Source organism: Streptomyces uncialis, assembly GCF_001905345.1.
Classification (GTDB): Bacteria; Actinomycetota; Actinomycetes; order Streptomycetales; family Streptomycetaceae; genus Streptomyces; species Streptomyces uncialis.
Genome location: NZ_LFBV01000001.1, coordinates 732,680 through 758,929, shown reverse-complemented (window position 1 = coordinate 758,929; position 26,250 = coordinate 732,680). Strand labels below are relative to the sequence as shown.

The following is a 26,250-nucleotide window of genomic DNA, read 5'->3' as shown; positions in this document are numbered from 1 at the left end:
CCCAGTGTCTCCAATGGCCGCGTGATCCGACAGCTCTTCACCTGAACCGATGTGCGAACCTCAGAGCGTTCCGTCCGGTTTGTGGCTCACCGTCAACACGCACCAGACGGTTCCCCCGTCCGTGTGAACGCCCCATTCCTGGGCCAGCGCCTCGACCAGGATCAGCCCCCGGCCCCGCTCGGCGAGCCGGTCGTCCGGGGCGAAGGGGGCCGGGTGCGGGAAGGCGGCCCGGGGGCCGGGGCACCCGGCCGCGACCGGGCGTCCGGCCGGGACGCGGCGGGGCCGGGGCACCGGCATCGGGCCGGTGCGGACCTCCACCTTGACGGTCTCGGCGGTGCGGCTCAGATGTATGCGGACCTCGTCGCCCCAGCCGTGCTGGAACGCGTTCGTGACCAGCTCGGTGACCACGAGCTGCGCCGATTCCACCAGGTCCGCCAGTCCCCAGTGCCTCAGCTGCGCACGAACGATCCTGCGCATCTGCCGCGGGCGGGCGCGGTCCCGTTCGGTCAGCGGACCGCCGGGGTGCGAGGTCCTCAGATAGCTCACGGCGAATCCCCCCTCCGCCACTGTCCCCGTCGTACCGCCGTCACCGCGGCCGACCGTTTCGGTACCTCTCACCCTGTCTCCATGGGGCCGGGATCGTCCGGATGCCGTTCTGCATCGTTTGCCGTTCCGCATCGCTCGATGTAGTTCGATGTCGTTCGATCGTCTTCAATGTCCGTGCAAGAGGTAACCGCGCGGGGCCTGTTCACGGGTACCGTTGGGGACCAGTGGGACCGTGAACACCGTGAACACCCAGGACGTCGTGGGGAGTTGAGGTCATGGCCACGAGGAAGCGCACCCCCAACCCGAACCTCGCCCGGCTGCTCGACCAGGCAGGCTGGACGCGTACTCAGTTGGCACAGCAGGTCAACCGGCTCGGCCCGCAGGCCGGACTGGAGCTGACCTACGACCGCACCGCGGTCGCGCACTGGATCGCCGGCACAGCGCCGAGACCGCAGGTCAGGGCCCTGATCGTCGAGGCGTTCTCGGCACGGCTCGGACGGCCCGTCACCCATGCGGAGGCCGGACTGTGCCCCGCGGTGCCGCCCGGCCCGGCCGACGGCCGGGGCGCCACGGGCGACGCCGTGGAGGAGCTGATCGACCTCGGCCGCGCGACCATGGACCCCTCCCGGCGGGGGGTCCTCGCCGCGTCGGTGTTCTCCGCCGCGCTCACCCTCCCGGCGTTCACCGCGACCGCGCACGCCGCGCCGCGCCCCGAGGCCGAGTGGCGGCCGGGCCAGCGCACCACCCGGATCGGCGCCTCCCAGGTCTGGTCGGTACGGACGATGACCGAGCGGATCGCGGACATCCTCGACGAGCTCGGCGCGGCGCACGCCATGCCCATGGCCTCCGCGTTCCTCGTGAACACGGTCGGCCCCTGGCTCAAGGCGCAGGCCGGGGACCAGGTCCGCAAGGACATGCTGGCCGCCGCGTCCGACCTGGCGTACCTCACCGGCTGGATGGCGATGTACGAGAAGGCCCACGGACTCGGACAGAAGTACTACGTCCGCGCGCTCGGGCTGGCCCAGGAGGCCGGGGACCAGGTCACCTACTGCCGCACCCTGCGCGGGATGTCCCTCCAGGCGTCGAACCTGGGCCACGGTCACAAGGCGCTGGAGCTCGCCGACTCGGCCGCCGAGGCGGCGCCCTCCGCCGGGCCCCGGCTGCTGGCGTTCCTGCGCGGCCAGCAGGCGCACGCGGCGGCGATGGTCGGCGACCGGCGCCGCGCGCACGCCCGGCTGCGGGAGGCCGAGGACGCACTGTCCCGCGCCGACAGCCGACGCGAGGCGATCGGCGGGTACGACCGGACGGCCTGGCTGTTCCACGTCGCACACGTGCTCAACGAGGAACGGGACCTTGCGGGCAGCATCCGGGTCCTCCAGCAGTCCATCCGGCACCAGCCCGCGCAGGAGCGGCAGGGCCGGGCCCACGCGTACGCGGTGCTCGCGCGGCGGCAGGTCGCGCTCGGGCATCTGGACGCGGCCTGCCACAGCTGGGGCCGGTTCCTCGACGAGTACGAGCATGTGAGCAGCGCGCGGGCGGACGACCACTTCGGGACGCTGCGCGCGGCGGTCAGGCAGCACGCGAAGTCCCGCCCCGTGGAGGAACTGGCGGAGCGGGCCCGGGAGATCGGGGCACTCAAGGCGGCGTGACGCCTTCGCTTGCGCTTCCCAGGTCCGTCCGGCGGGACGCACTGCGTTCCTGTGCCGTCGCTCGGTGGTTTCGCGGTTCCCCGCGGGTCGCCTTCGCTTGCGCTTCCCAGGTCTGTCCGGCTGGGCGTACTTCGTTCCTGTGCCGTCGTCCGGTGGTTTCGCGCAGTTCCCCGCGCCCCTTTGGGGCGCTCCCGGCTTGTTCTTCGGGTCGGGGCCGGTCGGGATTCTCCGTCCTCGATCCGACACGCTCGGTACGACGTACCCGTACCCGACTGAAGAGCATCGGAGTCTGCGGGCAGAGATTCCCGCCCACCCCCTCCCGCAGCAGCGCGACTGCACGAGGAGGAGGGTGAAAAACAACCCCAGGTGGGCGCCCCGTCAGGGGCGCGGGGAACTGCGCGAAAGACGAGGGCGGACCCGCACCCTAGGAGCGACCGTAAGGGGGCAGCATCCAGCGGGGCGGCGACCAGCCGCGCCACGGGAACGGTCGCGCGTTGACGTCCACACGAAGGCGGGACCCGGGTACCGAGAGGGCACCCGGGGCCCGCCGCAGTCAGCGCAGCGCGGCCCGCAAGGTTCGCTGTGCGAGCGAGATCGCCGCCTCCGCGGCGTGGGTGCCGCGCAGGGCGTTGAGCATGACGAAGTCGTGGATGATCCCCTGGAAGCGGACGGCGGTGACGGGGACACCCGCCGCGCGCAGCTTGCCCGCGTACGCCTCGCCCTCGTCCCGCAGGACGTCCGCCTCCCCGGTGATCACGAGCGCGGGCGGCAGTCCGGCCAGCTCCTCGCGGGTGGCGCGCAGCGGGGAGACGGTGATCTGCGCCCGGTCGGCGGGGTCGATCGTGTACTGGTCCCAGAACCACCGCATCCCGTCGCGCCGCAGGAAGTACCCCTCCGCGAAGTGGTGGTAAGAGGGGGTGTCGAACGCGGCGTCGGTCACCGGGTAGAAGAGCACCTGGTGGACGAGCGGCACGTCCCCGCGTTCCTTCGCCATCAGGGTGAGCGCCGCCGCCATGTTGCCGCCGACGGAGTCACCGGCCACCGCGATCCGCGCCGGGTCGAGCCCCTTGCCCGTGCCCTCGGCGACGATCCAGCGGGCGACGGCGTAGTTCTGCTCGACGGCGACCGGGTACCGGGCCTCGGGCGACAGGTCGTACTCGGGGAACACGACGGCGGCGCCCGCGCCGACGGCGAGTTCCCGTACCAGCCGGTCATGGGTGCGCGCGTTGCCGAAGACCCAGCCGGCGCCGTGGATGTACAGCACCACGGGCAGCGCGCCGCCGACCCCGGCGGGCCGCACGATCCGGGCCCGTACGTCCCCGGTCGGCCCGCCCGGGACGGTGACCCATTCGTCGTCCACATCGGGGAGGTACTTCGGGTCGACGGCGCCGGACTGCACCTGGTCGACGGCCGCGCGGCCCTCGGCGGGCGGCAGCTCGTACAGGAACGGCGGCTTCGCGGTGGCCGCCGAGAACTCGGCCGCGGCGGCCTCCAGCACGGGCGCCTCGGGAATGTACGCGGTGGACATGGCGCATCGACTCCTCGAACTCACGGAACACGACCCCCCGACCCAGCACCCCTATCAGCCCCGCCCACCCACCCCCCGGCAAACGCCCCGGACGACACCCCCACCCGGCGGCACCCGTATCAGAATCCGGGCACGCGGACGGCGGGCTGTGCCAGGCTGGCGCCGGAATTCCCGGCACATGAGGTCATGAACAGCCGGCGGGACGGGTTCGGCCGACGAAGCGTAGGAGGGGCACTGCGGTGAGCCGTACCGAAGATGTGGGCGCCGTGCCGGACCGTACCGTCCGACATGGCCGGAGCGGATGGCTGCGTACGGTCGTGGGCGCGCTGCTGCTCGGCGCCTGTCATCTGATCACCGGCTACACGATGCTCACCGCGTACCTGGTCGAACCGGACGGCCCGTGGGACCACCAGGCAGTCACCAACGCGCAGATCGCCGCGGGGACCGCGCTGGCCCTCTGCGCCGTGGTGGCGCTCGCCGGATGGCTGTACGTACGCACTCCCTGGCTGCGCGTCTGGGCCCTCGTCCCCCCTGCCACGCTGGCCGTCGCGGCGCTGCTGCGCCTCACGGTCCTCGCCCCGGCACTCTGACCGCCCGGAACCGGTCCCGCCCACCCGGCGGCTGCCCCGCGTGAGCGACGGTGACCGGCGGGACGCCATGGGCCACATGGACCGGCTGCTCAAGCGGCGCCGTGAGAAGGGGACTGCCGTCAAGAACTACCGTCAACGGCCTCACGATCATGGATCGTGAGGCCGTTTTCCCAGGTAGTGGGGAGAGCCCCCTGTCGGATTCGAACCGACGACCTTCGCTTTACAAGAGCGGCGCTCTGGCCAACTGAGCTAAGGGGGCGTGCGTGCCCCAGCAGTGTACCCAGTGCGCGGTGTGCCCCCGGCGGGATTTACGTCGAAGGTCACAGCCCTGGGGCTGATGACAGATCGGGTGAACGGGGGGTAGCGTCCTGGATCAGTTCACTCAAGTGGACTACACCAATGCTTCACCCGCCGCGGGGCATCCCGGGGTGGATCACCTTCTTTACTCGGATCGTCCGGCACGTTCCTGCCGGTGAAGGGGGCTTCACAGCCATGGCATCTGTCACGTTCGACAAGGCGACCCGTCTCTACCCGGGCTCCACCAAGCCCGCGGTCGACAGCCTGGAGATCGACATCGCGGACGGCGAGTTCCTCGTCCTCGTCGGTCCCTCCGGTTGCGGCAAGTCGACCTCCCTGCGCATGCTCGCCGGTCTGGAGGACGTGAACGGCGGCGCCATCCGTATCGGCGACCGCGACGTCACCCACCTGCCGCCGAAGGACCGGGACATCGCCATGGTGTTCCAGAACTACGCGCTGTACCCGCACATGACGGTCGCCGACAACATGGGCTTCGCCCTGAAGATCGCGGGCGTCAACAAGACCGAGATCCGCGCCAAGGTCGAAGAGGCCGCGAAGATCCTCGACCTCAGCGAGTACCTGGACCGCAAGCCGAAGGCCCTCTCCGGCGGTCAGCGCCAGCGTGTGGCGATGGGCCGCGCCATCGTGCGTGAGCCCCAGGTCTTCCTCATGGACGAGCCGCTGTCGAACCTCGACGCCAAGCTGCGTGTCTCGACGCGTACGCAGATCGCCTCGCTCCAGCGCCGCCTCGGCATCACCACCGTGTACGTGACCCACGACCAGGTCGAGGCCCTCACCATGGGTGACCGCGTGGCCGTGCTCAAGGACGGTCTGCTCCAGCAGGTCGCCTCCCCGCGCGACATGTACGACCGTCCCGCGAACCTCTTCGTCGCCGGGTTCATCGGCTCCCCCGCCATGAACCTGATCGAGGTGCCGATCACCGACGGCGGTGTGAAGTTCGGCAACTCCGTGGTGCCGGTCAGCCGTGACGCCCTGACGGCCGCCGCCGAGCGCGGCGACCGCACGGTCACCGTCGGTATCCGTCCCGAGCACTTCGACGTGGTCGAGCACAACGGTGCCGCCGCGAAGAGCCTCGCCAAGGACACCGCGGACGCCCCGGCCGGTCTCGCGGTCCGCGTCAACGTGATCGAGGAGACGGGCGCCGACGGCTTCATCTACGGCTCCGCCGACGTCAGCGGCGAGACCAAGGAGCTCGTCGTCCGCGTCGGCGGCCGCCAGGTCCCCGACAAGGGCGCCGAGGTCCACGTCGTGCCGCGGCCGACCGAGCTCCACGTGTTCGCGACCTCCACGGGCGAGCGCCTCAGCGGCTGACCCCGGGACGGGCGGTTTGCGCCGCCCCGCCCACGGACAGGATTCCGGAGCCCCGCACCCCTGGGTGCGGGGCTCCGCCGCGTCCGGCCCCACAGGGCAAATACCCCGGCACAGCGGGCGTTTCGAGCACCGTTCGTCAACACGTCGAACGGCGGAGACGCGTTTCCTTCCCTCAAGAGGGTGACTAAATGTCTCCAAATCACTACCGACCGCTACGCTGCCCAGCGTGACACATTCCCACTCCTACAAGCAGCGCCGGAGGCGTGGCCCCGCCCGCCGAATCGGCCGCTCCCTCGCTTTCGTCCTGCCTGTCGTACTGGTGCTGTCCGGCACCCTGGCGGTGACCTCCGTCAACTGGTCGGGCAGTTCGCAGGACTCGGTGCTCACCGCGTCCTCGGAGAGCGTGTCCACCCGTGCGAAGGCCCCCGCCGCCCACGAGGTGCTCCGCGACCGTCTCCTCCTGGAACTCCAGGAGAAGAACCCCGGCACCGCCCTCACCCACCTCCAGCGGGAGGTCGACCGCAGGCCGTCGCTCGCCGAGCACTGCGTCTCCATCGCCCGTAGTCTCGGCCGCGCCGCGGTCCGCGCCTACGGCCCCACCCGCGCCCAGTCGTACGCCCGCCCGGTGTGCGACACCGCCTTCGCCTCGGGTGTCGCCACACAGGCCTGACCCCCGAGGCACGACCCCGGAACCGACCCGGCCACGACCGGCGCCGCGCCCCGCGCGGGACACCTCCCATGGACACGGACAGCCCGTGAGGTGGTGCCCCGTGAGGTGCGCGGCTTCGGCACGTAGAGTTCCGGCATGACCGATCCGCACGCCCACGCGCGTCCGACACAAGCCGTCGTCCTGGCCGGGGGCCAGGGGACGCGGCTGCGCCCCTACACCGACGACCGGCCCAAGCCGATGGTGGAGATCCCGGGTACCGGGGTCCCGATCATCGGGCACCAGCTGGCCTGGCTCGCCGAGGAGGGCGTGACCGACGCCGTCATCTCGTGCGGGCATCTCGCCGAGGTCCTCCAGGAGTGGCTGGAGTCGGCGGACCTGCCGCTGCGGGTCACCACCGTCGTGGAGAAGGAGCCCCTCGGGCGGGGCGGCGGCCTCAAGTACGCGGCCGGGCATCTGCCGCACGCGGACCGGCCCTGGTACGCCACCAACGGGGACATCTGGACGCGGTTCTCACTGCGGGAGATGGCCGCGTTCCACGCGGAGCGGGACGCCACGGCGACGCTGGCGCTGGCCCGGCCCCGGATTCCCTGGGGGGCCGTCGAGACCGACCGCTTCGGGCACATCACCGACTTCATCGAGGCGCCGCCCTCGCCGTTCCTCATCAACGCCGGTGTGTACGTGTTCTCCTCGGAGTTCACCGCGCTGCTGCCGGACCGGGGCGACCACGAGCGGACCACGTTCCCCGGGCTGGCCCGGACCCAGCGGCTCGCGGGGTTCCCCATCCCGCAGGGCGCGTACTGGCGGGCCATCGACACGGCGAAGGACCTCACGGAAGCCTCCAAGGAACTGGCGGCCACCCGCACAACCGGGTAGCCCCGCCGCCCCCGAGCTCCATCCACCTGGACGTACCTGTTCCCGTGCGGGTACGGACGTGGGTGCGCAGTTCCCCGCGGGTCGCCTTCGCTCGCGCCCCCGAGCTCCGTCCACCTGGACGTACCTGTTCCCGTGCGGGTACGGACGTGGGTGCGCAGTTCCCCGCGCCCCTTTGGGGGCGCCCGCCTGGGGCTGCCGTCCGGCTGCGGACTCTCAGCGACCGGGGTCGGGGTTCAAACCCCCCTCCTCGCGGACTCGCTCGGCTGCGGGAGGGGGTGGGCGGGAATCTCTGCCCGCAGACTCCGATGCTCTTCAGTCCGGCAAGAGGGACGTCCGACCGAGCGTGTCGGATCGAGGACGGAGAATCCCGACCGGCCCCGACCCGAAGAACCGGCCGGACGCGCCCCAAAGGGGCGCGGGGAACTGCGCGAAACCCACGAGCGACGGCACAGGACCGAAGTACGCCCACCCGGACAGACCTCGGAAGCGCAACCGAAGGGGACCCGGCGCGGGTGAGCGCCGGGCCCCCTGACGGAGTCAGTTCGCGTCGAGGATGCCCCCGACAAGCCCCGGCCGCTGCTCAGGCGCCCCCCCGGTCCCCCCGGTGCTCGCCCCCGCCGACGCGGCCCCAGGAGCCCCCCCGGTGGCCCCGCCACCGGTGGTCCCCCCCGTGGCCCCGCCCGACGAGGGCCCCGCACTGGTCGCCGCCGGCGGCGCCTGCGTGGGCGCCGCCTGCCGCACGGGAGCCTCCTGCGCGGCCCCCTGCGTCTGGCTGGGCGTGGTCCCCGCCCCCGCCACCCCCGCGGACTGCGTGGCACCCGGCACCCCGGGCGTCGCCGCGGCCGTCCGGGAGGGCGCGGCGGAGGCGCCGGCACTCGACGGTGTCGGCGTACCGGACGGCGTCGGCGTCGCACTGCCCCGTGCCTTGTCGCGCCGCTCCGCGGACTCCTGCGGCAGCGGCGAGCCGGGCAGCTCGTTGCGGGGCGCCTGACCGGGCCCCGGCACCGTGATCCGGTCGGAGTCGCGCACCGCGCCACCGAGCAGGGAGCCGATGAGGAGCGTGAGACCGACCGCGACGGACGCGACGACCATCCCGCGCCGCAGCACCCGCCGCCGCAGCTCCCACAGCTCGGCGCGCGGACCGAGGTTGCGCCACGCCTCCGAGGCGAGCCGCCCGTCCACCGAGTAGACCGGCGCGCCCGCGATGACCAGCGGCGACCAGGCGGCCAGATAGATGATGTCGGGCGCGTCGTACGCGGGGACCGTCCGCCAGCTCACCGTCACGATGAGCGCCGCGGACAGCAGCACCCCGACGACCGCGGCGACCCGCTGCCACAGGCCCAGGACCGTCAGCACACCGACGATGACCTGGAGGAACGCGATGGTCAGCCCGGCGCCCACCGGGTGCTGGAGCGCGAAGTCCCGCAGCGGTTCGGCGAGTCCCCAGGGGTGCAGCGAGGTCAGCCACTTGACCATGGAGCCGCGCTCGCCGCCGTCGAAGTAGACGGGGTCGGAGAGCTTGCCCATCCCGGCGTAGATGGAGATGAAGCCGAGGAAGACCCGCAGCGGCAGCAGCACCACGCCGAGGTTCATCCGGCGGCCGGGGTAGTAGGCGTGCCGGACGGAGTCGCCGGTGCGCCGTTCGCCGTCCCGGTCGGTGCTCGCGTCGAGGTCGTACGCGTCGTCGTAGTGGTGCTCGTACCGGTCGTGACGGTCGTCGCGGTCGTAGGGACCGTACGCGTCGTAGCCGTCCTGGTCGTCGAGCGGTCCGGCGGGCTCCTCGTACGCGCTGCCCGTGCTGCGGGTCTGCGCGGGCAGCAGCCGGGTCTCGGGCTCGCCCGACCGGTGTCCGGGGATGCCGGGGCTCTCGACGGTGTCCTCGAACGCCGTCCCGGGGCCGACCCTCGGGATGACCTGCGTGGCTCCGCCGGGGTCCGGCTCGCCGGCGGCACCGACGTGCCGGACGCCGGGCCCCCGCACGGCCTGGAGCAGCCCGGTGGCGCCGGTGTCGCCGGGGGCCGAGCGGCCGCTCCAGACGACGGGGGCGCGGCGGCGCGCGGCGGTAGGTCCGAGGGCGGGGATACGCGCGGTGTCGACGGCGGCGCTCGCGTTCCGCGCGATGCGCGGGGACCGCGTCGGCTGCGCGGTGTTGAGCTGCACGCGGAAGCTCGCATGATTGACGATGACCTGCGCCGGATCGCTCGGCACCTTCACCATGCTCAGCGCGGGAGCGTCGTCGAAGCCCGACGAGCGGTCCCCCGTGGGTGTGCGGGGTGTTCTGGTGTCCACACTCATCTAACCGAGTGACGGGAGCTTTGGACACTGCCTTGACCGGGCCGAGATGTCCGGTCTCCGTCAACAGCAACTTTCCGCTGGTCAGGGCCGCTTGACCGGTGTCCGTGACCCGTCGCTCGTACACCCGTGCCCGGCGCGGGGGCGTGCACGGCCCCGGCCCGGCCCCGTCCGGGCACCACGCCCGTGCAGGCGCGGCGCCCCTCCGGTCCGGCTGTGCCGTACGCGGCGGGGGAGCCACCCGGGAGGTGACGGGCCCCCGCCGTGCCAGCGGCGGTGCGGGGTCACGCGCGGCGGCGTGCCGCCTCGTAGAGGACGACGCCGGCCGCGACACCCGCGTTCAGCGACTCCGCGCCGCCGGGCATGGCGATCCGGACCCGGTGGTCGCAGGTCTCGCCGACGAGCCGGGACAGGCCCTTGCCCTCGCTGCCGACGACGATGACGACCGGACCGCCGAGCGCCGCGAGGTCGCCGACCTCCAGTTCACCGTCGGCCGCGAGACCGACGACGACGATCCCGGCCTTCTTGTACGCCTCCAGCGCGCGCGTGAGGTTCGTCGCGCGGGCGACGGGCGTACGCGCGGCGGTGCCCGCGGACGTCTTCCACGCGCCGGCGGTCATCCCGGCGGCGCGGCGCTCGGGCACCACGACACCGTGGCCCCCGAAGGCGGTCACGGACCGTACGACGGCCCCGAGGTTGCGCGGGTCGGTCACCCCGTCGAGGGCGACGATCAGCGGGTCGGTGCCGGCGTCGTACGCGGCGGCGGCGAGGTCCTCCGGGTGCGCGTACTCGTAGGGCGGTACCTGGAGGACGAGGCCCTGGTGGTTGAGGCCGTTCGTCATCCGGTCGAGCTCGGGGCGGGGTGCCTCCATGAGGTTGATGCCACCGCGCTCGGCGGCGAGCTGGAGCGCCTCACGGACCCGCTCGTCGTTGTCGATGAACTGCTGGACGTACAGCGTGGACGCGGGGACGCCGCCGCGCAGCGCCTCCACGACCGGGTTGCGCCCGACGACCATCTCGGACGTGCCCTTGCCGCCGCGCCCCTTGGCGGTGGCGGTGCGGCCCTGTACGCGTCGGGTCTTCGCGTTGGCGGCGCGCTGCTTGGCGTGTCCCTTGCGCATCTCGGCGGGCGGCGTGGGGCCCTTGCCTTCGAGGCCCCGGCGCCGCTGGCCGCCACTGCCGACCTGCGCGCCCTTCTTGCCGGACATGCGGCGGTTTTTTGCGGCCATGACCTACCTGTCTTCGTGTCTTCGTGGTCTTCGTGGGACGTACGGAGGTCCGTACTGCGTGTCCGTACGTGTGCTGCGTGTGCGTGTCGTGCTGACGTGTACTGCTTACGAGTGTGCCGCCCGGCTCGGCGGGCGGCACATCGCGGGGTCCCCGCAGGGACCGGTTCAGCGGGGCCCGAGCGTCCAGCGGGGGCCCTGCGGTCCGTCCTCGATGACGAGGCCGGACTGGTTGAGCTGGTCACGGATCGCGTCCGCGGTCGCCCAGTCCTTGCGGGTACGGGCGGACTCGCGCTGCTGGAGCACGAGCCTGACGAGGGTGTCCACGACGCCGTGCAGATCCTCGCCGCGGTCGTGTCCCCCGGACCAGTGGGGGTCGAGGGGGTCGAGCCCGAGGACGCCGAGCATGGCCCGGACCTCCGCGAGCCGGGCCACCGCGGCCTCCTTGTCGTCGGCGGCGAGCGCGCTGTTGCCCTGGCGGACGGTGGTGTGGACGATGGCGAGGGCCTGCGGCACCCCGAGGTCGTCGTCCATGGCCTCGGCGAACGCGGGCGGCACCTCGGCCGCCGCCTCGACCGGGCCGCCGGCCTTCTCCACCACGCGCTGGACGAAGCCCTCGATCCGCGCGAACGCCGACTCGGCGTCCCGCAGGGCCTCCGCGCTGTACTCGATCGTGGAGCGGTAGTGCGGGGTGCCCAGGTAGTAGCGCAGCACGATGGGCCGCCAGTGCTTGACCATCTCGCTGACGAGCACCGAGTTGCCGAGCGACTTCGACATCTTCTCGCCGCTCATGGTGACCCATGAGTTGTGGACCCAGTACCGCGCGAACTCGTCGCCGAAGGCCTTGGCCTGCGCGATCTCGTTCTCGTGGTGCGGGAAGATCAGGTCGATCCCGCCGCCGTGGATGTCGAAGACGGTGCCCAGGTACTTGTGGGCCATCGCCGAGCACTCCAGGTGCCAGCCGGGACGGCCCCGGCCCCAGGGGGTCTCCCAGTTCGGCTCGCCCGGCTTGGTGGACTTCCACATCGCGAAGTCACGCGGGTCGCGCTTGCCGGTCTCGCCCTCCCCGGAGGGCTGGCGCAGCTCGTCGAGGTCCTGGTTGGACAGCTCCAGATAGCCGGGGAACGACTTCACGTCGAAGTAGACGTTGCCCTCGGCCTCGTACGCGTGGCCCCGCTCGATGAGGCCGCGCATCATCTCGACCATCTCGGTGATGTGGCCGGTGGCGCGGGGCTCGTAGGTGGGCGGCAGGCAGCCGAGGGCCGCGTAGCCGTCGTTGAACGCGCGCTCGTTCTCGTAGCCGATGGCCCACCACGGGCGGCCCTGCTCGGCGGACTTGTGGATGATCTTGTCGTCGATGTCGGTGACGTTGCGGACGAAGGTCACCGAGTAGCCGCGGTGGGTGAACCAGCGGCGCATGATGTCGAAGTTCAGGCCCGAGCGGATGTGCCCGATGTGCGGGGCGGCCTGCACGGTCGCGCCACACAGGTAGATCGAGACACAGCCCGGTACGAGGGGGGCGAAGTCACGGACCTGCCGGGCGCTGGTGTCGTACAGGCGAATAGTCACTCCCCCAGGGTAGTGGGCGTGCGGTAGTGCCCCGCGACCCCTTGGGCGCACGGGGCACTCGATTCGCGACAACCTCGCACCGGGGCGCCGCCCCGGGGACCGATCAGATCCGGCCGACCACCTTCCGGGGGGTGATCCGGACCACCACCCGGGGGGCGTCGTCGGCGGCGGACGGATTGAACTCCGCGTACTTCTTGCCGGTGTACTTGAGCGCCAGCTCGTCGATGAGTTCCTGGCCGCCCTCGGTGGTGAGCTGGGCGGTACCGCGGATCTCGGCGTAGGTGTAGGGCGCGTCGGCGGGCTGGACCACGACCGTCACCCGGGGGTCCCGGCGGAGGTTCCGCTCCTTGCGGCGGTCGAGCGTGGTCGAGAACAGGACGTCGTCACCGTCACGTTTCACCCAGACCGGCGACACCTGGGGGCTGCCGTCCGGCTGAATCGTCGCGACCGTGAGGAACACCGGGCTGTCGAGCAGAGCCTTGAGATCCTCGGAGAGCTGCGTGGACATAACGCCTTCCCTTCTACCCTCTCGGACGTTGCGACCTCTACGGCTACCCGCCGCCAACGCCTTCCCAACCCTCCGTATTCCCCCGTACGCGGAACGTTCACGGACGGGAAGGAAACCGGGCCGGGAGCCGCGTCCGGCCCCCGGGCGGGACGCACTTCAGCCGCGGGGCAGCACCAGGGCCGTGGCGAGGGCCGCGAGGCCCTCCCCGCGGCCGGTCAGTCCCAGGCCGTCCGTGGTCGTGCCGGAGACGGCCACCGGGGCGCCGACGGCCTCCGAGAGCACGTGCTGCGCCTCGGCGCGGCGCCGCCCGATCTTGGGACGTACCCCGATCACCTGGACGGAGACGTTCCCGATGCCGAACCCGGCGGCCCGGACGATCCGCGCCGCCTCGGCGAGGAGGGTCACCCCCGACGCCCCGGCCCACTCGGGCCGGTCGGTACCGAAGTGCGCCCCGAGGTCCCCGACCCCCGCCGCGGAGAACAGCGCGTCGCACGCGGCGTGCGCGGCGACGTCCCCGTCGGAGTGACCGGCGAGCCCGAAGCCGCCGCTCGCCGTCTCGTCCCACAGCAGCCCGGCGCACCACAGCGCGCGGCCCGGCTCGAAGGCGTGGACGTCCGTACCGATCCCCACCCGGGGGATCACCAGCTCAGTAGCCATCGTTGGCCCTCCTGCGGGCGAGTACCGCCTCGGCCAGCACCAGATCCAGCGGCCGGGTCACCTTGAACGCCTCCTCGTGGCCGGGCACCAGCACGACCGGGGCGCCGGTCCGCTCGACCATGCCCGCGCAGTCGGTGGCTCCCTCGCCGTCCACCCCTACGGTGTCGTGCGCGTGGACGAGGGTGTCGCGCCGGAAGCCCTGCGGGGTCTGCACGGCACGCAGCCGGGCCCGCTCGGGCGTGGCGACGACCGGCTCGGGATCGCCCGGCCGGTCCGCGGCGCGCGGCTCGACCTCCTTGACGGTGTCGGCCAGCGGCAGCGCGGGGACCACGGCCGGGGCGCCCGCGCGCACGGCGTCGATCACCGCGTCGACGGTGTCGACGGGGACGAGGGGCCGGGCCGCGTCATGGACGAGGACGGTGTCGATCCGGGGCGGCAGCGCGTCGAGACCGAGGCGTACGGACTCCTGGCGGGTGCCGCCGCCGGGGACCACGAGGAATTCGGTGCGCTCGGGCAGGGCGTGGCTGTCGAGCAGGGCCCTGACCTCCGCCACCTCGGCGGGCGGGGCGACCACCACGACCAGCGCGACCGCGCGGGAGGCGGCCATGGCGCGCACCGCGTGGATCAGCATGGGGGTGCCGCCCAGCGGGCGGAGGGCCTTGGGGGCGCCGGGGCCCAGCCGGACCCCCCGTCCGGCCGCGGGGATCACGGCCGCGGTACGGGCGGGTGGCGGGGCGGGGCGGGAATCGTCAGACATCGGTTCCGTTCAGGTTTGTGTGCTCGGCCGACGTGGGTATGGCCTGGGAGTACCCCAGGCCGCTGGTCAGGGGGCAGTGCCGGGCGCGACACCTCGACCAGACCCTTCCGTGACATTTGGTCGAGCCGCTGCGCGGGCCCGGCGCACCAGGTCGTGACGCGTGGTTCACGAGCACGGTGACGCGGGTTCACGAGCGCGGGGGCACGGGGGCGGTTCTCCGGGCGATTCCACCAGGTGCGCGCGGCGGGTGCCGTGGGCACGCCGGGGGTGGGCGCCGGATGCCAGCGCCGGACGGGCGCCGTGCGCCGCTGAGGGCGCGGTACGGGACGCGGTGTCCTGGACGTCGGGGTGTCCTGGACGTGAAGATGCCGCAGCGCCCGGCGACAGCATGAGGTCATCGGGCACCACGGCATTCCCCCGCGTCAGGTTCGGGCACGTCGGTGAGGGCGTGCCGGGACCGCTCCGCGGGGACTCTTCACAGGGACAGCGTCAGGACGCGAGCACTTCGTCGAGCAGCGCTTCGGCCTTGTCCTCGTTGGTGTTCTCCGCGAGGGCGAGCTCGCTCACCAGGATCTGGCGGGCCTTGGCGAGCATGCGCTTCTCACCCGCGGACAGTCCGCGCTCGCGCTCACGGCGCCACAGGTCGCGGACGACCTCGGCAACCTTGATCACGTCACCCGACGCGAGCTTCTCCAGATTTGCCTTGTAACGACGCGACCAGTTCGTGGGCTCCTCGGCGTACGGCGCGCGCAGCACCTCGAAGACCCGCTCCAGCCCGTCCTGGCCGACCACATCACGTACGCCGACGAACTCCGCATTGTCCGCTGGCACACGTACCGTCAGGTCACCCTGGGCGACCTTCAGCACCAAGTAGGTCTTGTCCACGCCTTTGATCTGGCGAGTTTCGATGGCCTCGATCAGCGCGGCCCCGTGATGGGGATAGACCACGGTGTCGCCAACCTTGAACGTCATGTGACAGGTACCCCTTCCGTGGCTATCCAGGGTAACACGGATACGGCGTCTTCTGAATGGCGTTTTCGCAGGTCAGGGCATATCTCGGGGCTTGACAACAACAACACGAACGTGCTGCGGACGGCCCGGCGGGGCCGCCGCGTCACGGGTATTCGCAGGTGGGAGAGGTTGTCCGGGTGGGGTGAAACGTGCACGTCACCGACCCGTTCGGCGGAGGCCGAGTGGGCGAACGTCCCGTTTCGCCTGGTTCGGAAGGGGTGACTTCCGCACACTTCCGCGCGTTCCCGCTACTCCGTTCGGTGCTCGGAGCCCCGTTCTGGAATTGATCACACGGCGGGCGGTGATCAATTCCCGCACCGCGTGTTCATTGATTGCCGGAAAATCACGCGGCGCGGTTCCCCGCGCTTATGTGAAAGACGGCCCGGTGCGGACCGGCGGCAATTCCGCTGCCCCGGTGGCCGACACGGGTGAAGGCGCGGCGCGGTGGGTCCGACGGCGCCGCGTGCCCGACCGGCCACGTCACCGGGCGGGTGGGTGACGGGGGCGCCCCACCGGATGGGTGACCGGGCGGGTGACCGGGTGGTCCGGCCGTCGGCGGGTGCCGGAAGGCGGGTCGGGTGCGGTGGCCCGGGGGCGGGTCGATAACCTAAGCCCGCTGACACACCATCGGGGCGGCCCCACGGCCGCCCTGCTCGCCGTACGGGGGCCTTCGGGTCCCCGGTCCCCACCGTCGTCCCCAGCGGCGCGGGCAGCACCCGTACGACCGCCCGACCCTGTTCCGTACCGCCCACGTTCTAGGAGTTGCCGCCGCCGTGAGCAGCAGCCTTCGACGCGGCGCCCTCGCCGCCACCGCCATCGCGTTCTCGATCGCCTCGCTCGCCGCGTGCGGCGCCGGCACCAATGCCCAGACCCTGGGCGTCGAGCCGGACAACGCCTCCACCTCCGTCGGTGACATCCAGATCGAGAACTCCAACATCATCACCCAGCCGGAACTGGAGGCCACCGGACCCGCGGTGCTCTCCGTGACCCTGTTCAACACCGGTTCCAAGGACCAGACGCTGGACGCGGTCGCCCTGTCGGGCGCGGGCGGCAAGGCGGAGCTGAAGCCCGCGAAGGGCGCGGACAAGCTGACCGTCCCGGCCGGCGGGTCCCTGGTGCTCGGCGGCAAGGACAACGCGTCCGCCGTACTGGCCGGCGGCCGGGAGTCGGTGAAGGACGGCGACGCGCAGAACGTCACGTACACCTTCAGCGGCACCGGTCAGATCAAGATCGACAGCTTTGTGGTCCCCGCCACCGGTTACTTCGAGGAGTGGGGCCCGTCCGAGATGCCGAAGCCGGGTCCCGAGCGGAAGCCCGCCGAGCCCGACGCCTCCGGTTCGCCGTCGGGCGACGCCTCCGGGGCCCCTGAGGGCACCGAGGGCACGGAGTCCGGCGCGCCCGCCGAGGGGACCGGGTCCGAGTCGCCCGCCGACGGCACGTCCGCCGACCCCGCGGGCTCGGAGTCGGCCGCCACGACCGGCTGAGCAGCACAGCGCAGTACGTACGCCGAAGGGCGGTACCCGGCCGGGTACCGCCCTTCGGCGTACGTACTGCGTGCCGCCCCTCGGTCTACGGCTCGAACTTGTAACCGAGGCCCCGGACGGTGACCAGGAACCGGGGCGCGCCCGGGTCGGGCTCGATCTTGGCGCGCAGCCGCTTCACATGGACGTCGAGGGTCTTGGTGTCACCGACGTAGTCGGCGCCCCACACCCGGTCGATGAGCTGCATCCGGGTCAGCACCCGTCCGGCGTTGCGCAGCAGCATCTCCAGCAGGTCGAACTCCTTGAGCGGGAGGTCCACCTTGGCGCCGGAGACGGTGACCACGTGCCGGTCCACGTCCATCCGGACGGGACCCGCCTCCAGGGCGGCCGGGGTGACCTCCTCGGGCTCCCCGCGGCGGCGCAGGACGGCCCGGATACGGGCGACCAGCTCCCGGGAGGAGAAGGGCTTGGTGACATAGTCGTCGGCTCCTATCTCCAGCCCGACGACCTTGTCGATCTCGCTGTCCTTGGCGGTGACCATGATCACCGGGACATTGGAGCGGCTGCGGAGCTGACGGCAGACCTCGGTGCCGGGCAGCCCCGGCAGCATCAGGTCCAGCAGGACCAGATCGGCGCCGTTGCGTTCGAACTCGTCCAGGCCGTCGGGCCCGGTGGCCGCGATGGCGACCTCGAAACCCTCCTTGCGGAGCATGTACGACAGGGCGTCGGAGAACGATTCCTCGTCCTCGACGACGAGTACTCGGGTCACGGAAGGACCTCCGGGGAGGGATGTGGTGCGTACGGGGATGAGACGGATGTCTCGGGCTGCCCGTTGTCGTCCCCTCGGACGGTACCGGGATCGCCGGTTCCGTATCGGGGGCCGGGCTCCAGGGGCATGCGGTCGCGGGGGGCTCGCGCCTCCGGCAGCCGCAGGGTGAACGTGGAGCCCTGTCCCTCGGTGCTCCACACGGTGACCTCCCCGCCGTGCGAGGCGGCCACGTGCTTGACGATGGCGAGACCCAGCCCGGTGCCTCCGGTGGCACGGGAACGGGCCGGGTCGACCCGGTAGAAGCGCTCGAAGACGCGTTCCTTGTCCCTGTCCGAGATGCCGATCCCCTGGTCGGTGACGGCCACCTCGATCAGGTCGCCGCCCGGTACGGTCACCCGGCGCGCGGCGATGCCCACCCGGGTCCGGGCGGCGCTGTAGTTGACGGCGTTCTCCACGAGATTGCCGAGGGCCGCCGCGAGCTGGCCGCGGTTGCCCCAGATCTGGAGGTCGGCGGTGCCGCCCGCCGCGATCGTGATCTGTTTGGTACCGGCCTGGTGGCGGCAGCGGTCGACGGCCTCGGCGACGAGTTCGTCGACCCGGACCGGTTCGGCGTACTCCAGCGGGTCGTCGTTCTGCACCCGCGAGAGGTCGATCAGCTCCTGGACGAGGCTGGTGAGGCGGGTCGCCTCGATCTGCATCCGGCCCGCGAAGCGCTCCACGGCCTCCGGGTCGTCGGAGGCGTCCATGACGGCCTCCGACAGCAGGGACAGCGCCCCGACCGGGGTCTTCAGCTCATGGCTGACGTTCGCCACGAAGTCCCGGCGGACCGCTTCGATACGGCGGGCCTCGGTGAGGTCCTCCACGAGCAGCAGCACCAGCCGGGAGCCGAGCGGCGCCACCCGGGCGGACACGGCGAGCGCCTCGCCGCCCCGGCCGGTGCCGCGCCGGGGGAGATCCAGCTCCACCTGGCGTATCTCCCCGTCCCGGCGGGTGTCGCGGGCCATCTGGAGCATCGGGTCGATGGCGAGCTTCCCGCCGCGCACCAGTCCGAGGGCGTACGCCGCCGAGCTGGCCTTGACCACGCTGTCGGCCTCGTCCAGGACGACGGCCGACGAGCGCAGCACCGACAGGACCGTGTCCACGCCGGGCGGGAGCACGGGATCGGTGTGCAGGGAGGTCCGGCTGGGGCGTTTCAGGTCGCGCTCGCTCCAGCGGAACGCCAGCATGGCGATGACGCCGGTGAGCACCCCGGCGATCGCTGCCGCTGCGGCGACCGCCGCGTTCACGTCCATGTCTCCAGGTTAGGCACGCTCCGCCGGGGGTCCACAGCCGTCCGGGTGTCAGCTCGAACACTCGTCGCCCAGAGTTCACCGAGGGGACAGGGGTGATTCATGTCCGGTGCCGGAAACGGACGCGTACGGGCCGGAACGTGGGAGCGTGGGGTTCACGGGCAACGGAGGACCCCGGCGGACGTGAGAAAGGGACGAACCGGCATGCGGGACGCGTACCACGAGGAACTTGACTCGATCGGGGACGACCTGGTCGAGATGGCCAGGCTCGTCGGGTCGGCGATCGGGCGCGCCACGACGGCGATCCTCGACTCCGATCTGAAGCTGGCGGAGACCGTCATCGCCGCCGATCAGAAGGTCGACGACCTCCAGCACGATCTGGAGGCGCGGGCGATCGCGCTGCTCGCGCGGCAGCAGCCGGTGGCCACGGATCTGCGGATCGTGGTCACGAGCCTGCGGATGAGCGCGGACCTGGAGCGGTCCGGCGACCTCGCGCAGCATGTCGCCAAGCTGGCGCGGCTGCGGTTCCCGGACCGGGCGGTGCCGCAGGACCTGCACGCGACGATCCTGGAGATGGGGCAGCTCGCGCAGCGGCTGATGGCCAAGGCGGCGGAGGTCATCGTGACCAAGGACGTCGATCTGGCGATGCAGCTGGAGCAGGACGACGACGAGATGGACCTGCTGCACCGGACGCTGTTCCAGCACCTGATCGACGAGCGCTGGAAGCACGGGATAGAGACCGCGGTCGATGTGACGCTGCTGGGCCGCTACTACGAGCGGTTCGCCGATCACGCGGTGTCGGTGGCGAAGCGGGTGGTCTATCTCGTCACCGGTGAGCACGCGGACGAGCTGACGCACACGCCCAGCCCGGTGGAGGGGGCGTAGCCCCCTACGGGGCGCCCTTACCGGGCGGGGCGCGGCTCTTTCCGGTTCCGGGCGGGGTGATCGGCCTTCCCCCGCCCGGCGGGGCCTTGCGGGGCTGCTGCCGAGGCTCTGCGGGCTGCCGCCGGGGCTCTGCGGGCTGCCGCCTGGGCGGGTGAGGCCGTGCGGGGCTGCTGCGGGCCGGTGGTCAGCCGCAGCCGCCGCCGCACTGGCAGGAGCCGCCGGACTGGCAGCCGCACGAGCAGCCCGGTCCGCAGCCGCACGCGCCGAGGAGGACCAGCTCGGGCAGGCCGGGGGCGGGCGGGGTGACGCTCGGTGGTGTCTCGTTCACGGTGTCGGGCTTCGGGGACTCGGCCATGGGTTCCCTCCCTGAGGATGCGCCCCTGGGTGGGGCGTGGGGCTTGACGCCTTCCTTCCATTGACGTGGGGGGTGGTGGGGCGCGTCAACGGCGCACGGTCGCCTTCGCTTGCGCTTTCTCGGTTTCCTGTGCTGGGCGGACTTGTTTGCTGTGCCGTCGCTTGGTGGTTTCGCGGTTCCCTGCGGGTCGCCTTCGCTTGCGCTTCCTCGGTTTCCTGTGCTGGGCGTACTTCGTTCCCGCACAGGTCGTTCGTGGGGTGCGCAGTTCCCCGCGCCCCTTCGGGGCGCGTCCGGCCGGTTCTTCGGGTCGGTGCCGGTCGGGATTCTCCGTCCTCGATCCGACACGCTCGGTACGACGTACCCGTACCCGACTGAAGAGCATCGGAGTCTGCGGGCAGAGATTCCCGCCCACCCCCTTCGGTAGCCAGGCGAGTCCGCGAGGAGGATGGTTCCGCAGACGACGGACAACATGATGGGGCGCCCCCAAAGGGGCGCGGGGAACTGCGCGAAGACGAGAACCGGCCCGCACCCGACGAACAACCGCAAGGGGGCAGCACCTCAGGGGCGCGGGGAACTGCGCAAGAACGAGGGCAGACCCGCACCCGAAGAGCGACCGCAATAGGGCAGCATCCAGGGGCGCGGGGAACTGCGCGAGCAACCAAGAACCACCCGCACCCGAACGGGAACCGCAAGGGGCACAACCTAAGGGGCGCGGGGAACTGCGCACCCCGGACGTACCCGCACGGGAACAAGTACGCCCAGGTGGGGAACCCCAGGGGCGCGAGGAACTGCGCACCCCGGACGTACCCGCACAGGGACAAGTACGTCCAGCTGGACGGACCTCGGAAGCGCAAGCGAAGGCGACCCGTTCTAGACTCCGGGGGCCGGAGGGGGGCTCCGCGGGTGGCGACGACCACTCGTGGACATACGGCGTGCCCGGCCCCCTCCCTGCTCAGTTCCGAGCGACATGTGGGGGGTTCCACGTATGACTCATGCCCGATTCGACCGCCTCAGACCGCGCGTCCTGCGCACCGCGGCCGTGGCGGCGCTCTCGACGGCCCTGCTCGCGGGCGGCGGCACCCTGCCCGCGCACGCGGCCCCGGCGGACGGCGCGGACCGCCCGTCCGCCGCCACCCGCCCCGTCGCGCAGGCCAAGGTCCCGCAGGCCGAGCTGCGTACCCGGCTGGCCGGGGCGACCGACGCCGTGGGCGCCGAGGCCGCGCGCAAGGCCGAGGCGCAGGCGAAGGCGCGGACGGCGACCGGGGACGGTGGTGCGCGGGCGGCCGGGGAGGACGCCCGTATGCGGCCGTTCATCATCGGCGGTTCGCAGACGACCGTAGGCGCGGCGCCCTGGATGGTCCAGCTGGCCTACTTCAACCAGGGGACCGGCGAAGGGTACTTCTGCGGAGGTTCCCTCGTCGCCGCGGACAAGGTGCTGACGGCGGCGCACTGCGTCGACGGACTCGACTGGCGGGTCCACGGTGTCGCGCTCACCGGCGCCACCGGTCTGTACGACTCCGCCGCGGGCACCCTCGCGGGCGTGCACCGGGTGTGGAAGCACCCGAAGTACCGGGCGGCCACCGCCCAGAACGACATCGCCGTGGTGACCCTGGACCGCCCGGTGAAGCAGAAGTGGCTGCGGCTCGCGGCCACCGGGGACAGCGCGCTGTACAAGCCCGGCACCTCCGCGACGGCGTACGGCTGGGGTCTGACCTCGGGCCGTGCGGACGGTCAGATGGCGGCGAAGCTGCGCAAGGTGAGTCTGCCGATGGTCGCGGACGGCACCTGTGACCGCGCGATGCGCAATGTGCTGGGCCGGGACTACTTCGTCGCGGGCCAGATGGTGTGCGCGGGCAAGCCCGCGTCCGGCGCGGACCGGGGGACGACCAGTACGTGCAACGGTGACTCCGGCGGACCGCTGGTGGTCGGCGGGAAGATCGCGGGCGTGGTCTCGTGGGGCGTCGAGGGCTGCACGGCCAAGGGCGCGTACCCGGTGTTCGCGAAGGTCAGCTCGTACGTGGCGGCGGCGCAGGCGCGGATCGACGACACGGATCTGTCGTACGACGGGCGCGCGGATCTGCTGGGGCGGACGTCGGCGAACAAGCTGTACCAGATGAACAGCCGGGGCCGTTCGCTGGCGGGCCGCTCCACCGGGGCGGCCGGCTGGCAGTCGGTGAGCTGGGGCCTCCAGGTGGACCTGGACCGGGACGGCGAGCAGGACCTGCTGTACCGCAACTCGCGGGACGGCAAGCTGTACCGCAACTACCGCGACAGGGCGGGCCGGTACACGACCATGCAGGTGTCGTCGGTGGGGGGCGGCTGGAAGTCGTACGCCGTGCCGGGGGACCTCTCCGGTGACGGATGGCCCGATCTGGTGGCGCTCGACGCGTCGGGCAACGCGTATCTGTACCCGGGCAAGGGGAACGGGCACTTCCACGCCAAGAAGAAGGTCGTCTCCGCTGCCTGGAAGGGCGCGAAGCTGTTCGGGCGGGGCGATCTGACGAACGACGGCAAGGCGGACCTGCTGGTGCGGGACAAGGCCGGCACCGTCTGGCTGTACCGGGGGACCGGCAAGGCGTCGGCGCCGTTCGCGGGACGGATCAAGGCCCGGTCGAACTGGAAGTTCACCGCGCTGGTCGGCAACGGCGACATGACGGGCGACGGCATCGCGGATGTCCTGGCCCGTGAGTCGAACGGCAAGCTGTGGCTGTACCCCGGTACGGGCAAGGCGTCGTCGTCGCTGTTCGGTACCCGGGTGTCGCTGGGTTCCGGCTTCAACCAGTACAACCTGCTGTTCTGAGCCCGTCCGGGCACTGAACCCCCGGCCCGGGTGGACGCGCTGCGCGTGCGTACCGCCCGGGCCGGGACCACTTCTTCGTCGGCTTCGTGGTGGCGTCCCAGCTCGGCGGCCGTGTCCTCGACAAGCGGGACGCGCGTCCGGCGATCCGCACGGACTTCGCCGAGGCGAACCAGTGGGTGTTCTACGGCATGGCCGCGGCCCTGGCCCTGGCCTTCCTCTGCGCTCTGGCCCATCCGGGCACGAGGGTCACGGGTACGAGGTTCACGGGCGAGACCGATAGCACATGAGGGATATAGCTCTTCCAGTGCATAATGGTGAGGTGAGCTGGGAAATCCTCCTGTGCGAAGAAGTCAGCGAATGGTTTGTCGATCTGGTCCGGACAGACCCGGCGTCGGCTCATCTGGTCGAACAGGCGATCGATGTCCTCGCCGCTCAAGGACCAACCCTCGGACGGCCCCTGGCGGACCGGGTGAGCCGCTCGCGCCACCACAACATGAAGGAGCTGAGACCAGGATCGGCCGGTACGTCCGAGGTGCGGATTCTCTTCGCGTTCGACCCCTTACGACAGGCTCTGCTTCGCGTCGCCGGGGACAAGAACGGCAGCTGGAACGCCTGGTACGACACCAATATCCCGATCGCCGACAAACGGTTCGACAAGCACCTGGATAGCCTGGGTGCCGCGATCGACGAAGCGTGAACGTATGCACAGTTGGGAGAGGGCTGATCATGCACAACTGGAAGGACGTCAAGGCCGAAGCCGCAGCCATCCACAAGGAGAACGGCACGCAGATCAGCGAGGACCGGAAGGCCGGCATCCGTGAGGGGATGGAAGCCCGTGTGAGGGCCTATCGTCTCGCCGAGATCCGCGAGGCACAGGCACTGACGCAGACGGATGTCGCCAAAGCCATGGGGACGACACAGTCCAACGTCTCCCGCTTCGAGCGCGGCGAACTCGGGCGTTCCGAGCTCGCGACAATCAGCGCCTACGTCGAGGCCCTCGGTGGCACCCTGCATCTGGTCGCCGACTTCGGGGACCGTCAGCTCAGGGTGAGCTGACCCGCCGAGTCAGCGCCCGGCCGCGTCGCGGGCCGTACGCCGCGAACCCGCACACGGGCCTGGCCGTCGGTGCCGCTCCGCCGGGACGCCCACCCTCCGTGTTCCTGATCCGGACGGGTCACCCGCGCGGCGCTGCTGCGGTGCCCGGCCCGGACCGCGCTGGTCTACTGACCGAGGGCGGCAGCGCCCGGGTACGGGGTGCAGGTTCGGGTTCGGGTTCGTGGTGAAGGAGTGGGCGCGTGACGACAGCGATCATCGGTACCGGGGCGATCGGGGCGCGGCTGGCCGCTTCCCTCACCCAGGGCGGCGAGTCCGTGCTGGTCGCGGGCCGCGATCTCGCGAAGACCCGGGAACTCGCCGACCACCTCGGGGAACGGGCCACGGCGACGACCGTGGACCAGGCCGTCGACATGGCCGATGTGCTGGTCCTCGCCGTCCCGTTCGACACCATCAAGGAACTCGTCGACGAGTGGGGCGAGCGGCTGAACGGCACGATCGTGGTGGATCCGTCGAACCCCATCGTCCCGGACGGGAAGGGCGGCTTCACGAAGACGCTGCCCGAGGAGCAGTCGTCGGGCAGCGTCGTCGCCGCGCTGCTGCCGCCGGGCGCCCGGCTGGTGAAGGCGTTCGGCACGCTGCTCGCCCCCTCGCTGGAGTCCGAGGCACGCCGTGAGCCGGACCGGGGCGCCGGGTTCTTCGCGACGGACGACCTGGGGGCGGGCGACGAGGTGGCCCGGCTGATCCGCGCGGCGGGCTTCGACCCGGTGCCGGTAGGCGGCATCAACCAGTCGCTCCGGATCGAGGTCTTCGGCGATCTGCATGAGGCGACGCTGGGGCGGGTGCCGTCGGTGGAGGAGGGACGCGAGCTGGTGTGAACCCGCGCCCCGTAGGCCCCCTCACGACGATGACCGGCGTCCGGGGCACGCACGGTGACCACACCGCGCCCTTCCGGGACGTTCAGCCGAGAAGGTGGTCGAACTCCCCCGCCTTGACGCCCGCGACGAACGCGGCGAGCTTGGCCCGGTCCGTCGTGACGATGACGGCGGGGGCGTCGCTCTCTCGTATGTGGACGCGGTCACCTTGCGGGGCGACCTCGACGCAGTTCGGTCCGTTGCCGCCCGAGAAGGACGACTTCCGCCATATGAGGGGGGTATCCGTCACGCCTGATCTCCTTACAGCTCTCGTGCGATGTCACGGATGAGTTGCCGGGACTGATCGGCATCCAGTGACGCGTGTTCAGCGATGCGCATCAGTGCTCGGCACTTCTTCAGCTCGAACTCGGCGTCGAGAAGGTGCGTGCCGATCGGGCTGTCAGCCTGGACGGTGTCCAGCTGCGACACCGGGCCACTCGCGTAGAGCACCGGCTGCGTCACTTCGATGAAGTCCTCGCAGGAGTAGGGAACCACGCGAACGCTGACAGCCGGGTGCTCGGACATCTTCAGAAGGTGCAGGAGCTGATCTCGGACGACGAAGCGGCCCCCGAACCTCATGCGCAGCGCCGCCTCGTGAATGATCGCGAGGAACGGGGGAGGGTCCTCGCGGTCGAGGATGAGCGCCCGGCGCAAGCGATGTTCGACGCGCGCCTCCAGTTCGTCGCTGAGGAGTCTGGGCCACACGCTCTCGAACAGGGTGCGGGCGTACTGACCCGTCTGAAGCAGGCCCGGCAGCGTCAGGCTGTGCAACGACTGCAAGGCCCGGGCATGCCACTCCAGCTCGGCGACGTCCAGGAAGCTCGGGTGCAGGATGCCCCGGTATTCGTCGAACCAGAACTGCCCACGGTGTTCGCGGGTCATGCCGCAGAGGGCATCGACCAGTTGCCCGTCGTCGCACTGGTAGAACGAGGCCAATCGCCGCACTCTCTCCTCGCTCACGCCGGTACGGCCCGACTCGATCTGGCTCATCTTGGGCTGCGCGACCGACAGCAGCGCCGAAGCCTCACGGGCGGTCCTCCCCGATGCCTCGCGCAGCTTGCGCAGTTCGATCCCCAACCGGACCTGCCGGGCGGTCGGTTGCTCCCTCGGCGGCATTGGCCCCCACTCCTCGTGTGCGTCTGAGTATGCGGCGTAACCGTGCCACGAGTCTCCTGGATTGCGGAAGCGTTGGCCAAATC

At 71.6% G+C, this 26,250-nt stretch carries 26 protein-coding genes and 1 tRNA gene; 12 read left to right on the top strand and 15 right to left on the bottom strand.

Annotated elements, in window-relative coordinates:
* Nucleotides 1-60 precede the first annotated feature (60 nt).
* Entirely contained in the window at nt 61-618 is a 558-nt protein-coding gene (locus AB852_RS03345; RefSeq protein ID WP_245876596.1) for an ATP-binding protein, read from the bottom strand.
* A 203-nt stretch (nt 619-821) separates the two neighbouring features.
* Here AB852_RS03345 and AB852_RS03340 point away from each other — a divergent pair, with 203 nt between their 5' ends.
* Nucleotides 822-2,195: an NsdA family TPR-like regulatory protein gene (locus AB852_RS03340; protein WP_073783388.1), complete on the top strand. Its 1,374-nt coding sequence runs from the start codon at nt 822-824 to the stop codon at nt 2,193-2,195.
* 553 nt (nt 2,196-2,748) lie between these two features.
* On the opposite strand, the gene AB852_RS03335 is transcribed toward AB852_RS03340, so the two are convergent.
* Complete coding sequence (locus AB852_RS03335; protein ID WP_073783386.1) at nt 2,749-3,723, bottom strand: alpha/beta hydrolase; 975 nt, start codon at nt 3,721-3,723, stop codon at nt 2,749-2,751.
* 239 nt (nt 3,724-3,962) lie between these two features.
* Here AB852_RS03335 and AB852_RS03330 point away from each other — a divergent pair, with 239 nt between their 5' ends.
* Complete coding sequence (locus AB852_RS03330; protein ID WP_143201167.1) at nt 3,963-4,313, top strand: hypothetical protein; 351 nt, start codon at nt 3,963-3,965, stop codon at nt 4,311-4,313.
* Nucleotides 4,314-4,498: 185 nt separating this feature from the next.
* Here AB852_RS03330 and AB852_RS03325 read toward each other — a convergent pair.
* Nucleotides 4,499-4,572: transfer RNA gene (locus tag AB852_RS03325), tRNA-Thr, on the bottom strand.
* 233 nt (nt 4,573-4,805) lie between these two features.
* Between AB852_RS03325 and AB852_RS03320 the strand changes: the two genes are divergently transcribed.
* The 3 genes from AB852_RS03320 to AB852_RS03310 all read left to right on the top strand — a co-directional run bounded on the left by AB852_RS03320 (nt 4,806) and on the right by AB852_RS03310 (nt 7,485).
* Nucleotides 4,806-5,942 carry an ABC transporter ATP-binding protein gene (locus AB852_RS03320; protein WP_073783382.1) on the top strand — a complete coding sequence of 379 codons (1,137 nt, stop codon included), beginning with the start codon at nt 4,806-4,808 and terminating at the stop codon, nt 5,940-5,942.
* A gap of 226 nt (nt 5,943-6,168) precedes the next feature.
* On the top strand, nt 6,169-6,612 hold the full coding sequence (locus tag AB852_RS03315) for a hypothetical protein (RefSeq protein ID WP_073783380.1): 444 nt from the start codon (nt 6,169-6,171) through the stop codon (nt 6,610-6,612).
* Between the two features lie 135 nt (nt 6,613-6,747).
* Nucleotides 6,748-7,485 carry a nucleotidyltransferase family protein gene (locus tag AB852_RS03310; protein WP_073783378.1) on the top strand — a complete coding sequence of 246 codons (738 nt, stop codon included), beginning with the start codon at nt 6,748-6,750 and terminating at the stop codon, nt 7,483-7,485.
* 537 nt (nt 7,486-8,022) lie between these two features.
* Here AB852_RS03310 and AB852_RS03305 read toward each other — a convergent pair.
* The 7 genes from AB852_RS03305 to AB852_RS03275 all read right to left on the bottom strand — a co-directional run bounded on the left by AB852_RS03305 (nt 8,023) and on the right by AB852_RS03275 (nt 15,466).
* Nucleotides 8,023-9,780 carry a DoxX family protein gene (locus tag AB852_RS03305; RefSeq protein ID WP_245876595.1) on the bottom strand — a complete coding sequence of 586 codons (1,758 nt, stop codon included), beginning with the start codon at nt 9,778-9,780 and terminating at the stop codon, nt 8,023-8,025.
* Between the two features lie 281 nt (nt 9,781-10,061).
* A complete protein-coding gene (gene rlmB, locus AB852_RS03300) occupies nt 10,062-11,006 on the bottom strand; it encodes a 23S rRNA (guanosine(2251)-2'-O)-methyltransferase RlmB (RefSeq protein WP_073783374.1) in 945 nt (314 codons plus the stop codon).
* A gap of 165 nt (nt 11,007-11,171) precedes the next feature.
* Nucleotides 11,172-12,572 (bottom strand): cysteine--tRNA ligase, encoded by a 1,401-nt coding sequence (gene cysS / locus AB852_RS03295; RefSeq protein ID WP_073783372.1) that lies wholly within the window; start codon nt 12,570-12,572, stop codon nt 11,172-11,174.
* A gap of 103 nt (nt 12,573-12,675) precedes the next feature.
* Nucleotides 12,676-13,080, bottom strand: a complete 405-nt coding sequence (locus tag AB852_RS03290) for a PPOX class F420-dependent oxidoreductase (protein ID WP_073783370.1) — start codon at nt 13,078-13,080, stop codon at nt 12,676-12,678.
* A gap of 156 nt (nt 13,081-13,236) precedes the next feature.
* Nucleotides 13,237-13,737 carry a 2-C-methyl-D-erythritol 2,4-cyclodiphosphate synthase gene (ispF, locus tag AB852_RS03285; RefSeq protein WP_073783368.1) on the bottom strand — a complete coding sequence of 167 codons (501 nt, stop codon included), beginning with the start codon at nt 13,735-13,737 and terminating at the stop codon, nt 13,237-13,239.
* Nucleotides 13,727-14,494 (bottom strand): 2-C-methyl-D-erythritol 4-phosphate cytidylyltransferase, encoded by a 768-nt coding sequence (ispD, locus tag AB852_RS03280; RefSeq protein ID WP_073783366.1) that lies wholly within the window; start codon nt 14,492-14,494, stop codon nt 13,727-13,729. Before ispD ends, ispF begins: the two co-directional genes overlap by 11 nt.
* Before the next feature lie 489 nt (nt 14,495-14,983).
* The gene (locus tag AB852_RS03275; protein WP_050374646.1) at nt 14,984-15,466 is read right to left on the bottom strand and encodes a CarD family transcriptional regulator; all 483 of its coding nucleotides are present in this window, start codon (nt 15,464-15,466) and stop codon (nt 14,984-14,986) included.
* 812 nt (nt 15,467-16,278) lie between these two features.
* Here AB852_RS03275 and AB852_RS03265 point away from each other — a divergent pair.
* Nucleotides 16,279-16,989, top strand: a complete 711-nt coding sequence (locus AB852_RS03265; RefSeq protein WP_073783364.1) for a copper chaperone PCu(A)C domain-containing protein — start codon at nt 16,279-16,281, stop codon at nt 16,987-16,989.
* 85 nt (nt 16,990-17,074) lie between these two features.
* Here the strand turns inward: AB852_RS03265 and phoP are convergent, their stop codons facing one another.
* Entirely contained in the window at nt 17,075-17,755 is a 681-nt protein-coding gene (phoP, locus tag AB852_RS03260) for a two-component system response regulator PhoP (protein ID WP_073783362.1), read from the bottom strand.
* The gene (gene phoR / locus AB852_RS03255; RefSeq protein WP_073783360.1) at nt 17,752-19,047 is read right to left on the bottom strand and encodes a two-component system sensor histidine kinase PhoR; all 1,296 of its coding nucleotides are present in this window, start codon (nt 19,045-19,047) and stop codon (nt 17,752-17,754) included. The genes phoP and phoR overlap by 4 nt, the downstream gene beginning before the upstream one ends.
* A gap of 201 nt (nt 19,048-19,248) precedes the next feature.
* Here phoR and phoU point away from each other — a divergent pair, with 201 nt between their 5' ends.
* A complete protein-coding gene (phoU, locus tag AB852_RS03250; RefSeq protein ID WP_073783358.1) occupies nt 19,249-19,929 on the top strand; it encodes a phosphate signaling complex protein PhoU in 681 nt (226 codons plus the stop codon).
* Between the two features lie 184 nt (nt 19,930-20,113).
* Here phoU and AB852_RS39520 read toward each other — a convergent pair whose 3' ends face one another.
* Nucleotides 20,114-20,284: a hypothetical protein gene (locus AB852_RS39520; RefSeq protein WP_178390911.1), complete on the bottom strand. Its 171-nt coding sequence runs from the start codon at nt 20,282-20,284 to the stop codon at nt 20,114-20,116.
* A gap of 985 nt (nt 20,285-21,269) precedes the next feature.
* Between AB852_RS39520 and AB852_RS03245 the strand changes: the two genes are divergently transcribed.
* The 5 genes from AB852_RS03245 to AB852_RS03225 all read left to right on the top strand — a co-directional run bounded on the left by AB852_RS03245 (nt 21,270) and on the right by AB852_RS03225 (nt 25,015).
* Entirely contained in the window at nt 21,270-23,084 is a 1,815-nt protein-coding gene (locus tag AB852_RS03245; RefSeq protein ID WP_073783356.1) for a trypsin-like serine protease, read from the top strand.
* Between the two features lie 86 nt (nt 23,085-23,170).
* Nucleotides 23,171-23,371, top strand: a complete 201-nt coding sequence (locus tag AB852_RS03240) for a hypothetical protein (RefSeq protein ID WP_073783354.1) — start codon at nt 23,171-23,173, stop codon at nt 23,369-23,371.
* A 32-nt stretch (nt 23,372-23,403) separates the two neighbouring features.
* Nucleotides 23,404-23,781: a type II toxin-antitoxin system RelE/ParE family toxin gene (locus AB852_RS03235; protein WP_245876594.1), complete on the top strand. Its 378-nt coding sequence runs from the start codon at nt 23,404-23,406 to the stop codon at nt 23,779-23,781.
* 29 nt (nt 23,782-23,810) lie between these two features.
* Entirely contained in the window at nt 23,811-24,140 is a 330-nt protein-coding gene (locus AB852_RS03230) for a helix-turn-helix domain-containing protein (RefSeq protein WP_079184256.1), read from the top strand.
* Nucleotides 24,141-24,379: 239 nt separating this feature from the next.
* The gene (locus AB852_RS03225) at nt 24,380-25,015 is read left to right on the top strand and encodes an NADPH-dependent F420 reductase (RefSeq protein ID WP_073783350.1); all 636 of its coding nucleotides are present in this window, start codon (nt 24,380-24,382) and stop codon (nt 25,013-25,015) included.
* 82 nt (nt 25,016-25,097) lie between these two features.
* On the opposite strand, the gene AB852_RS03220 is transcribed toward AB852_RS03225, so the two are convergent.
* Nucleotides 25,098-25,301: a DUF397 domain-containing protein gene (locus AB852_RS03220; RefSeq protein WP_073783348.1), complete on the bottom strand. Its 204-nt coding sequence runs from the start codon at nt 25,299-25,301 to the stop codon at nt 25,098-25,100.
* An 11-nt stretch (nt 25,302-25,312) separates the two neighbouring features.
* Entirely contained in the window at nt 25,313-26,167 is an 855-nt protein-coding gene (locus AB852_RS03215; protein WP_073783346.1) for a helix-turn-helix domain-containing protein, read from the bottom strand.
* Nucleotides 26,168-26,250: the final 83 nt, after the last annotated feature.